We start from the raw sequence: 9,791 nt of genomic DNA on the forward strand, positions 1-9,791 counted from the left end.
CCCCGGGCCTTCTGGTCCGGGGCTTTTCCGTGCCCGCCGTTCATGTGGGGCCGGTTATGGCGCATATAACAAGCCCGCCTCGGCGCGGCGGCCGCGCGAGTGGGTTCCGGGGGTTCGGGCCGGTGGCCGGCGCCGCCACCCCAGGGGGGCCCCGGCCCCGCCGGCCACCGGCCGCGCCGGAGGCGCGCGGGTCTGTCGATTGGTTAAAGGCATGCCCTCGCCGGGCGGGCAGGCTCCGGGATGGGGGGCAGCCGCGGATTCAGTGACGGGGGTGCGTTGAGGGTCGGGGGGTCGTGATCATCCCGCCTACCTGACCCGGTGGGTGCCACAGAACCCAAGATCCCCAATAGCCCTCGGGCTTCGCCCGACCCTTCGGGCAAGGGGCTATCGCGGCTCTTGGAACCTACGACATGCGCAGCATCAGGCAGACGGGATGATCACTCGGGCCCCCTTGTGTAGAAGGACAGCGGTGGCTGAGGTCGGAGCAGTCCGGCGTTAAGAACGCTGAAGGGGCTCCGCTATATGACGGAGCCCCTTGGTTTCACCGCGGAATGGTTAGCCGGTCAGCCGGAGGCGGGAGGAACCGGGCTTGTCCTTTTTCTCCGTTTCGGCGGCGGGTCCGGGCACCTGGAAATGGCGCCATGCTGTTGCCCATCGCCGAAGATCTTCCTCGTCACCACCCAGGGCGGTGATCAGAGTGAGAAGGTGGGAGAGCTTCTTGGGCACCTTCTTGGAGGAGAGCAGGTTGCCCAGGGTCGCGTGAGAAACGTTGTTACCGGTGAGAGCCGACAGTTCCCGAAGGGACTTGTTCCCGGCCCATACCCGGTAGCGCCGTAGCTCGTCCATGACCATAGCCTCGCTGGTGGCGGCAAGGGGGTCGGGCTTGGAGTCGTGGCCGGCATAGTCGGGGATCGCCTTCTCCAGGACAGGGGCCTTGAATCGGCCGAGCCGTTCCGCGGCTTCAGCCGCCGCCCTTCGGCGTGCTTCCTCCGCTGCCTCTGCTTCCCTTCTGCTCTGCCGAAGTAGGTGCTCGTGGCGGATGCGCAAACGCGAAATTCGATGATAGATGCCGTCGATGATTGAGAAGGCGACGAAAACCCAGCCAGCGGTTTCCGTCGGCTTGTTAGCGATGCCCAGAAGATTTTGAAGGGCTTGCGGAGTCAGGCTTTCCCGTGCTTTTCCGCCCGACATACCGTTGGCGAGTGTCTCCAAGAGAGCATCTATGGGCAGGTTCAAAGCAGCAGCGCCCAAATGGATATCCACCACGGACACCGCGCCAGCGATGTGCAGATTCAGAAGTCCCTCGTACCGAGTGTGGGGGGCCCCCAGTGGAAAGAGGATGGATCTGAGCGTTTCGGAGGGGGGGACTGGAGTCGAGAATTCCAGGTTGTCGATGTATTTTTGAATCCCTGACTGCTTCATAAGCGTGTAAGGGCTGACGGCGTGCTTGAAGCGCGCGGCATCTTCAGAGCTCACGTCGGCGAGCGTCTCGCCAACAAAGCGCAGCACTCGAGACAGCGCCGATTTCGCCTGCTCATCGTCGTGGAAGACGGCGGCGAGCACGAAGCGCGGGTTGATGATCTGCTCAGCTAGGCCCATCGAGGGCCCCCGGGACGCTCGTTGTTCTCCCTGTGACGTCGGAGAATCTCAGCGGCGCCGATGCAGATGATGAGGGCGAGAGTGAACGCCTCGGCAGGCGTGTACCCCTGCCCGATCAGCTCCACGAAGATGGCGCTGAACCCTGAGAAGGCGATGGCGAGGGGAACATCGCGGCGGCCCGGATTGTTTCCGGGGACGGCGAGATCGTTGCTCACGAACAATGAGACTCTCCAGGTTTGACGGGTTGCAGGTTGATGGGTAGGTGGGGTCGCCTCTAGCTAGAAGGCGACCCCGTGACACGGACGGGACTCGCGGTAACGCTGGGTAACGAGAGGGAGTGGAGCCCTCCTGCACTCTGCGCCGTAGAGGTCATTGTGCCCTACGAGAACGGGCGACGCCACGCAAGGGCAAAGGGTTTACGCCAATCCGGTCAAACCAAGGACCGACACACCCCGAACAGATATTAGAACGGCGTCTAATCGCGTCTCGATATGTGAAGAAGTGTCTTGATGCGTAAAAAACTGTCTAAGAACGTCAATTCTCGTCTAGTCGGTTCGCCAAAACTCGATTTCATCAGCTCTAATTGCTCTCACCTTGATTTCCCAATCGAGGTTCTCTCCAGGCTTGATCGGTGACACGGACGGGCGGCGAGAGAGTTGGAGTCCAGATCCCGTGGAGGGGATCGGGCTCAGATTAAATAGAGGACCCGGGCATTTTGAGCCCGGGTCCTCTTCTTTGTACGGCCATCCGAAGCCCTTGAGTCAGGCTCTCCATCCGGTTCCACTGATCCCCTGAGACCAGCTGAGATCTCTGATGATCTCCGTTGAAGAGAGGCGACAGATGACCGACCTGACGATCATGTGTCGGTTCCCAGGGTGTGATCAGATGCCCGCGACGGCGACAGGAGTCGGCCGGCCACTCGTCTACTGCGCGAACCCCGACCACAACTCGGCAGCGGCCTTCCGCGAGCGAGCGCGTCTCAAACGCGCAGGGCACCGGACCGCAAGCGATGCCGTGGACAGCGAAAGGTCCCCGGACCTCGAGGTTCCGGGGACCTACTGACATACTGAGTCACTGATGTACTGACACACTGATCTACTGAGATTTGCTCAGATCAGTGATGATCTGATCAGCCAACGTCGAGTCTGCGAACATCCGCGCCAGCAGCGCCTTCATGATGTCCTGGTTGGTGACCCGAGCCCGGCCCAGCTCTTCAGCGGCCGCAGCCGCCCATGCCTTCAATTCACGATGCTGCGTAGGTGGCAGATCCACCGTGACCCGCACGGTATCTGCGAGGACGACCTTCTTTCGCTGCTCGACCGGCGCGGCCGGGGCCGCCGCAGCGCCCGCCTGCTTCGCCTTGAGCCGGGCCGCCTTCGCAGCGAGGTCGTCCGCGCGGCTCATGCCTTCACCGCCGCTTCGAGGTCGAGCAGCTCCATGGCCGCCTCACCGTACGAGGTGTCCAGGACACCAGTCATGGGGTCGCCCCAGCTCTGGGCGAAGCGCTCCAGGGCACCGACTTGGGCCTTGAGGACCGTCACCCCGTCGTTGGTCACGAGCTGGCGGTAAACGGTGGTGGAGGCCGCCCGCGGCTTGACCCGGGTGAGCAGCACGGCGTGTATGGGTGGCTGGCCGTCCTCGCGGTCGCCGGCCACTTCGTCGATGAGCTCGCGCACCGCCGCCAGGCGGTCGTACTCGACCGGCGTGGGCGCCATCGGAATCACGACGTGAGTGGCGATGCGCAGCACCGAATAGACCGTCCCACGCTGGGCTTTCATCGGCGGCGTGTCGATGACCACGACGTCATACTTATCGCCGACGATGCCGGGGAGCTGCTTGTGGACGTTGGACACGGCCAGCGTAATGACGGGCCACGGGAGGTCGGCGGCTTCCTGCCAGCTCTGGAGAGACTCGTTCTCGCCGTCCGCGTCGACGCCGAGGACCTTCATGCCCGCCTCATGGAACGCGGCCGCCAGGTGGCCCGCAGTTGTTGTCTTGGTGGACCCGCCCTTGAGGTTCACCACAGCTATGACCAGCACATTTCCGCCCTTCCTACGACTTCTACTGATATCAGTATATCCGTACGTACTGAGCTACTGAAGTACTGATTCGCCCCGGGCATGGCACCTTACTAAGTAAGGGACGTCCCGCTTACTGATGTCAGTACTTCAGTACGTACTGATCTACTTATGTACTGAGTGATGCCCGGAAGGCTCAGCGCGCGGGCAACTGCGATGGCGAACGTCTGGCCGTTGTTGACCGAGACGAAGCCCCGGCCCGCGCCGAACCGTCGCACACGCCTTCGTACCTTCCGCCGTCGCGGTGCCGCAACGGGTTCCAGTATCTGGGCCCCGGCCAGTCCGATGATGTCGGGTCTCTGCGGGAGGACCTGCCCGCCGCGATGCCTGATGACCGTCACCTGACGTGTGGTGCGCTGGGCGTGGGCCCACCGCCGAGCGATGCGCGCGGCCTGGACCGATTGCTCCGGCGTGACCTCGACTTGGGCGGTGACTCGTTCGAGGTTCCAATAGCCCCAGAACCGGCCGGGGCCGAGGCCGGGGCCGACCCAGGACTCAGGCACACAGTGTTGGTACTCCTTGGCTTGGGCCCCGCCGTGCTTGGTGAAGTAGACCGCGACCCGCTTGGGGTCGCTGGCCTTAAGCCCGTCCGAGTAGTCGACGCCCGTTCCCGCCAGCAGGTGACGCGCCCTCTCCTCCGGGTCGGGATGGCCGACGATCGCCGCCCATACGGCCGAGAGCCACTCGCGGAAGGGTCGGCCGGCACCTACTTTCGCGGCCGAGGTCGCGCGAGCTCCCGGCATCTTGGACAGGCCATGTGGAGGGACCAGGAGCAGGTGAAAGTGCGGCGCCCCCCGCCTCTGAAACTCCAGCTTCCAGATCGCCTTCAGCGGTTCGTCCCACGCCTTCTCATACCGGCGTCGAAAGGCCGCGAGATGCCGCTTCACCGTCTTCCCGTCAGGGGCGACCGTGAGCCAGTCACCCGGGTACGTCAGCGTGACCATGGCCGGGATGCGCGTCCGGTCCGAGAGCATCGGCCGATAGTCAATTTCGCACAGCGCCCGCACCATCCGCGCCCGGCTCTTACGGGACCACCCGGTGATCTCCCGGATCGGGATGCGCTCGGGCAGCTCTTCCCCGGCCGCGATGTAGGTCGCGGCCATGTCGACGGCCGCCTGGCGGCGTTTCTCGGTGCGCTCGTGCGTGCGGTCTTTGCGTGCGAGGTCGGGCCACTCGATTGCGAAGGCTCCCGCAGCGATGATGATGCGCGGCCGAGGGCCTTCTTCTCCCGCCCACGTGGGCCGCGCGTCGAACATCGAGGCGGCCATGTCCAGCCCGCGCGGACTGGGAAATTTGGGCTCCCATAGGAGCATTTCCGGCGTGTCGGACGCCGGAGGCGCATGCACGACGGCATGACCATCAGATACCGTGGTCACAGGCGTTGGTTCCGATCCTGGAGCGAGGAGCGGACCACTCCGAGGGCCTGGTGCTACCAACACCGGGCCCTCAGCTTTTTCTGTGGTCTTGAGCCTGACACCCTCTCGTGTCGGCGGGATCACGTCACGCCGACACGCGGGATCACGCTGCAACTTCCGGCTTTCGGCCCGACCCGCCCCACCCGTCCAGCTCGATCACGTTCTGTCGCGCCTGGACGTAGGCGATCAGTTCGTCAATGGCCGCGTCGTCGACCCAGCCCAGCCGCGCCCGCGTCGTCGACCGCGCGCCGTCCTGGAGGCTGTAGAGCACGCCCGGAGTCGACTCGCTGATCTGGTGGCACAGCGCGCCGTACTTGACCGCGTCCTCGGTCAGAGCCGCCTCAGTGTGGCTCTCCTTGGGCAGCCGCAACGCAAGCCGCCGGGTGAACAGGTCCCGCATCTGGAACACGTCTTTGGTCGGCTCCTGGATCGCGCCGAGCACTGAGAACCCCGCCGCGCGGCCTTGCGTGAGCAGCAGCCCCAATGCGTCTTCGATCTTGTCTCGGATGCGGCGCGGCCAGTACTTGAACAGCGGGGCCATCTCATCGAGCAGGATCAGCGTCAGCGGCCGACCCGGGCCGGGCCGGAAGTCACGCTCGCCCGCCTCGCCTTCCCTCTCGTTCGTCTCGTTCATCTCGGCGACGAGCCGTTCGAGCAGCGCCAGCACGGCCTCATCCTTCGCGGCGTAGTTCTCCGGCGAGAACAGCGTTCCGAGGCCGCGCCGCAGCTCCTTTTGCTTGGGATCGATGGCCACCACGCGCACCCACCCGGCCGCGATCGCCGGGCCGAGGTGGCGCAGGACGTTCCACTCCAGGCCCGCCTTACCGGCGCCGGTCGAGCCGGATACGGCGGTGTGCCCTCCGGTCAGGCTGACGGTGTACGGGTCTCCGAACTCGTCGACCCCGACCGGCACACGCTTCCAGTCGATGTCTTCCACCCGGGCCGGGATGGCAGTCGCCGGCACCACCTCGACGAGCGGGTCTCGACGCATCAGCGAGACCGACAGCAGCCGCGGAGTCATCTCCTTGAGCACTATCCGTTGCCCCTTGAAGCCCAGCCGCAGCTCATCGCTTACCGACTCGAACTGTCGCGGTGCCTGGCCCACCCGCATCTCGATCAGCAGGAAGTCCCAGTACGCCGACGACCTCACGCCCTTGAGCTTGGGCAGGACCACCTCTTTGTCGGCCTGGACGGCCAGGCCGCAGGCGGTGAACACCTCCGCCCACGTACGCCGGTAAAGCCACCAGCGCCGCCACCACGACCGCGACCAGGTCGCCACCGTCGCAGAGAAACTCTCTGGATGGGCCGCCTTCCACGTCGACAGGGTGACGAGCACCGACCCGCCAATCAGAAGGCACAGCTTCCAGCCCAGCAGGGAGACCGCCCCGGCCGCAGCGGCGACCGTCAGCGAGGTACGCGGGTGTAGAAACGCCTGCACGGCCAGCCACGCGATCAGCCGCGCGAGCTGCTTCGCCAGCCAGACCAGCAGGCGGCCGGTGATGCTGAATAGCCAGTTCGCCATGGGATGTCTCCTCTCTTGGGCATGCGAAGGGGGAGCCGCCGACCACGCGGGATCGGTAGTGGTGGCTCCCCCGGGGAGTGATCTACGACCGGGTACGGGTCGTCCGGGGCTTGTCCCTCTCCTCGCTCCACTTCTTGAAGTCGGTCGACAGCGCCTCCACGGCCGCCGAGGCCCGGTCGATGTCGGTCTGGACCGAGGGGATCGAGATGGAGACGCCGAGCCCGGCCGCCAACTCCCGGTCGAGTTCCGCGCCCTTGGAGATGAGGCGCGAGAGCCGCTCGATCTCGACGTCCATCCGGTCGACGTGCGTGGTCAGGTAGACGTCAGCCATCACAGGTCCTTGATGTAGGTGGGTCGGGTCCGAGCGAAGAGGGCGTACTCGTCGGCGCACGTCGCCGTCGACGAGACAGCCCGCTTGACCAGTCCCTGCGCCTCGTAGAGGCTGCGCTCCTTGAAGGCCGGGTACCGGTTTTCGATGCGCCGCAGATCCGACATCAGCTCCTCGACGATCTGAGCCAGCGAGCCCATACGCCGGGCGATCAGCGTCCGCCGCATCCGGATCTGGCTGATGTTCCGGCGGAACTGCCGGCGGTTCTCCCGCTCCGCCTGGGTCTCGAAGACCCGGTTCGCGAGCGAGTCACGCCACCCGCCGCGCCGCTTGAGCAGCACCCGACGCCGGGCCTTGCGCTCCTTCTGGGGGTCGAAGTTCACGACCGTCGAGGGTCGTTCGGGCGTAGCCATATGGCCCTTCCTCTCTTCGGGGGATCACACTTGGGGCACTTGCCGGTCCTTCTGTAGAGCCAGCCGCCGCAGGTGCCGCAGCGGCGAGGGCTCACCGGGCCGCCCGTCGCGGGCGGTTGTGCGCCGGGCAGGTCTGGACCCTGACGCCGTCGTTCCAGACGCAGCCGCAGGAGATGAACAGTTCGCCTCTCATCGCCGCCGACCGTTCGTCTGGGTGCTGCACTGGGCGCACGTCGTCCGGTGGATCTGGAGTTCGGCCGGGGTAGCCGAGATGAGGAGCAGCGCGAGAGCCGCGCACCTCACGGTGGTGACGAGACCAGCCGCCGCAGCAGCGGCAGCGTTCGAGCCGCGTCCCATCACCGGCCCCGGTTCTTCTCGCGCCGCTCCTGCTCCCGCTGCTGCCGCCTCTCGGCCTCGATGCGGTCGTACTCGTCCCTGATGTTCAGGGCCGGGTTCGTGCCCGGCCAGCCCGAGGGCTGCTCGCCGTTGGGCCTCTGGTGCGTGTTGCGGGCCTGCGCCATGATGGAACTCCTCTGTTGAGGACCCGGGGGCGCGAGACTTTGGACGGTTGCGCGTCCCCGGATCAGTTCTGAACTGCTGATGCGTGTTTCAGTAACTACTGATCTACTGACTCTCCTGATCCCGCTCCCGGTCCATCCGCACCATGAGCACGGCCGGGCCGGAGAGCAGAGCGATCACCAGGTAGACGACGACACATCCGGCCAGCACGACCGCCATGGCGCTGTACCAGCTCAGCGCCGCGAAGAGCAGAAGAACCGCTAAGACGATCGCGCTGGCCCACATCACGCGGCCTGCTTGCCGGTCGCGGTGGTCGGGCGGATCTCCTCAGCGCGGTACCAGACCGTGGTACCGATGATCTTCTCTTCGCCCGTCGACGGGTTCCGCTTGGTCTTCTCCATCACGCCGACCTCGAAGCCGACGAGCTGAACGGGCGTGTACGGCATGACCCCCTGACCCGGGTCCTTCAGGGACGCGACACCGATCTTCAGCACCTCGTTGCCGATCTTGCCGAACTGGTCCCTGACCGTCCCCACCACCTGGACCTCCCACTTGGGGACTCCGTCCTTGGTCGTGTCCTGCGTGGCCGACTGGAACGCGGTCTTGGGCTGACATGCCAGGAAGGCGACACCGAGGAACGTTGCCGCCTGATCGATCTTGAAGTTCGTGATTCCCATATCGAGTCCTCCTCTGTCGGGGGGGGCATCTCCGGCCCCGGGCATCTGCCAGTGGGCACTCAGGCCCGTCGGTTGGTCTGCCAGAGCAGTAGCGGTACTGTCTCTGTATGTTCACATACTAACTTTGCCCTCACATGAGAACATACGAACATACGAAGTTGCAACCCAGAAGGGAGAGAAAGCTATGAGCCCGAGGTCGAGCTATGTCCCGGCGTACGTAGAGATCGCTGACGACATCCGGCACAAGATCAGCACCGGGGTTCTCGTGGGAGGCGACAAGATCCCGAGCGAACGCGAGCTGTGCGAGCAGTGGAGCGTGTCATCGATCACCGCCCGTAAGGCGATCGAGTCCCTGCGCTCGGAAGGCCTTGTCTACGGCCTACGCGGCAGGGGGACGTTCGTCCGTAAGCACCAGCCGCTCCGCCGTATCGCACCTCAGCGCTATTGGCGACCACACTCGAAGGCGACCTACAAGCACGAGGCAGAAAGCGCCGGCCGATCCGTCTCCGTGGAGCACTCCAGCTCCCCCGTGGAGGCGTCAGCCGAGGTCGCCGAGCGTCTGGCCGTGAGCTCCGGAGCCCCGGTCATGGAGATCAGGTACCTGATCCGCATGGACGATCAGCCCGTCAGTTCGAGCGTCTGTTGGGAGCCTCTGGGAATCACTGGCGGGACCGAGATCGAAGATCCTCACAGCGGCCCGCACGCTGGCGCTGGCATCGTCCCGCGCTTCGACGCCATCGGGTACAGGGTGGACAGGGTGAAGGAAGTTCTCACTATCCGCATGCCCGACCCCGAGGAGGTCGCCGCCCTCGACATCCCCCCGGGCGTGCCCGTAGTCCAGATCCAGCAGACCTTCACCGCTGACGGCGTGCCCGTTGAGACTGCTGACATCGTGTTCCCCGCCGACCGGTACACCTTGGAGTACGACATGGAGATTCGATGACGGATCAGTGTCCTGAGTGTCAGTCCGCCGAGCTCCTGGTCGAAGACGGCCCCCCGGAATTCGGCGAGCCCATCCCCTACTTTCGGTGCCCAGGATGTAGTCACACCTGGCCCGTCCCCTTCGACCTCATCGCCACGTTGAGCAGGCACGACGCCAGCTAGCCGAGAGAGCCCCGGGCCTTCTGGTCCGGGGCTTTTCCGTGCCCGCCGTTCATGTGGGGCCGGTTATGGCGCATATAACAAGCCCGCCTCGGCGCGGCGGCCGCGCGAGTGGGTTCCGGGGGTTCGGGCCGGTGGC

12 protein-coding genes are annotated in these 9,791 nt (G+C 65.3%); 1 reads left to right on the plus strand and 11 read right to left on the minus strand.

Features of this window, described 5'->3' with window-relative positions; all coding sequences use genetic code 11:
* Positions 1 to 555: 555 nt before the first annotated feature.
* The 11 genes from GT755_RS38220 to GT755_RS38270 all read right to left on the minus strand — a co-directional run bounded on the left by GT755_RS38220 (position 556) and on the right by GT755_RS38270 (position 8,551).
* Complete coding sequence (locus GT755_RS38220; RefSeq protein WP_161484430.1) at positions 556 to 1,599, minus strand: hypothetical protein; 1,044 nt, start codon at positions 1,597 to 1,599, stop codon at positions 556 to 558.
* Complete coding sequence (locus GT755_RS38225; RefSeq protein ID WP_161484431.1) at positions 1,590 to 1,814, minus strand: hypothetical protein; 225 nt, start codon at positions 1,812 to 1,814, stop codon at positions 1,590 to 1,592. Before GT755_RS38225 ends, GT755_RS38220 begins: the two co-directional genes overlap by 10 nt.
* An 880-nt stretch (positions 1,815 to 2,694) precedes the next feature.
* On the minus strand, positions 2,695 to 3,003 hold the full coding sequence (locus GT755_RS39040) for a DUF2274 domain-containing protein (protein ID WP_202611045.1): 309 nt from the start codon (positions 3,001 to 3,003) through the stop codon (positions 2,695 to 2,697).
* Positions 3,000 to 3,623 carry an AAA family ATPase gene (locus GT755_RS38235; protein ID WP_202611046.1) on the minus strand — a complete coding sequence of 208 codons (624 nt, stop codon included), beginning with the start codon at positions 3,621 to 3,623 and terminating at the stop codon, positions 3,000 to 3,002. Before GT755_RS38235 ends, GT755_RS39040 begins: the two co-directional genes overlap by 4 nt.
* Before the next feature lie 107 nt (positions 3,624 to 3,730).
* Positions 3,731 to 5,053: a rolling circle replication-associated protein gene (locus GT755_RS38240; protein ID WP_161484433.1), complete on the minus strand. Its 1,323-nt coding sequence runs from the start codon at positions 5,051 to 5,053 to the stop codon at positions 3,731 to 3,733.
* Positions 5,054 to 5,195: 142 nt separating this feature from the next.
* Entirely contained in the window at positions 5,196 to 6,614 is a 1,419-nt protein-coding gene (locus GT755_RS38245; RefSeq protein ID WP_161484434.1) for a P-loop NTPase family protein, read from the minus strand.
* Between the two features lie 82 nt (positions 6,615 to 6,696).
* Positions 6,697 to 6,945 carry a hypothetical protein gene (locus GT755_RS38250; protein ID WP_161484435.1) on the minus strand — a complete coding sequence of 83 codons (249 nt, stop codon included), beginning with the start codon at positions 6,943 to 6,945 and terminating at the stop codon, positions 6,697 to 6,699.
* The gene (locus tag GT755_RS38255; protein WP_161484436.1) at positions 6,945 to 7,355 is read right to left on the minus strand and encodes a hypothetical protein; all 411 of its coding nucleotides are present in this window, start codon (positions 7,353 to 7,355) and stop codon (positions 6,945 to 6,947) included. The genes GT755_RS38250 and GT755_RS38255 overlap by 1 nt, the downstream gene beginning before the upstream one ends.
* A gap of 356 nt (positions 7,356 to 7,711) precedes the next feature.
* Positions 7,712 to 7,876 (minus strand): hypothetical protein, encoded by a 165-nt coding sequence (locus GT755_RS38260; RefSeq protein ID WP_161484437.1) that lies wholly within the window; start codon positions 7,874 to 7,876, stop codon positions 7,712 to 7,714.
* 103 nt (positions 7,877 to 7,979) lie between these two features.
* Positions 7,980 to 8,162: a hypothetical protein gene (locus GT755_RS38265; protein WP_161484438.1), complete on the minus strand. Its 183-nt coding sequence runs from the start codon at positions 8,160 to 8,162 to the stop codon at positions 7,980 to 7,982.
* On the minus strand, positions 8,159 to 8,551 hold the full coding sequence (locus tag GT755_RS38270; RefSeq protein ID WP_161484439.1) for a hypothetical protein: 393 nt from the start codon (positions 8,549 to 8,551) through the stop codon (positions 8,159 to 8,161). Before GT755_RS38270 ends, GT755_RS38265 begins: the two co-directional genes overlap by 4 nt.
* A 184-nt stretch (positions 8,552 to 8,735) precedes the next feature.
* Here GT755_RS38270 and GT755_RS38275 point away from each other — a divergent pair, with 184 nt between their 5' ends.
* Positions 8,736 to 9,494: a GntR family transcriptional regulator gene (locus GT755_RS38275; RefSeq protein ID WP_161484440.1), complete on the plus strand. Its 759-nt coding sequence runs from the start codon at positions 8,736 to 8,738 to the stop codon at positions 9,492 to 9,494.
* Positions 9,495 to 9,791 lie beyond the last annotated feature (297 nt).

Origin of the sequence: Herbidospora solisilvae, from assembly GCF_009901565.1 — a bacterium.
GTDB lineage: Bacteria > Actinomycetota > Actinomycetes > Streptosporangiales > Streptosporangiaceae > Herbidospora > Herbidospora solisilvae.

Bases quoted from the DNA above. Each gene is read 5' to 3' on its own strand.
- GT755_RS38260 (WP_161484437.1), bottom strand. From the start codon at position 7,876: ATGGCGCAGGCCCGCAACACGCACCAGAGGCCCAACGGCGAGCAGCCC.
- GT755_RS38275 (WP_161484440.1), top strand. From the start codon at position 8,736: ATGAGCCCGAGGTCGAGCTATGTCCCGGCGTACGTAGAGATCGCTGAC.
- GT755_RS38245 (WP_161484434.1), bottom strand. From the start codon at position 6,614: ATGGCGAACTGGCTATTCAGCATCACCGGCCGCCTGCTGGTCTGGCTG.
- GT755_RS38255 (WP_161484436.1), bottom strand. From the start codon at position 7,355: ATGGCTACGCCCGAACGACCCTCGACGGTCGTGAACTTCGACCCCCAG.
- GT755_RS38270 (WP_161484439.1), bottom strand. From the start codon at position 8,551: ATGGGAATCACGAACTTCAAGATCGATCAGGCGGCAACGTTCCTCGGT.
- GT755_RS38220 (WP_161484430.1), bottom strand. From the start codon at position 1,599: ATGGGCCTAGCTGAGCAGATCATCAACCCGCGCTTCGTGCTCGCCGCC.
- GT755_RS39040 (WP_202611045.1), bottom strand. From the start codon at position 3,003: ATGAGCCGCGCGGACGACCTCGCTGCGAAGGCGGCCCGGCTCAAGGCG.
- GT755_RS38250 (WP_161484435.1), bottom strand. From the start codon at position 6,945: ATGGCTGACGTCTACCTGACCACGCACGTCGACCGGATGGACGTCGAG.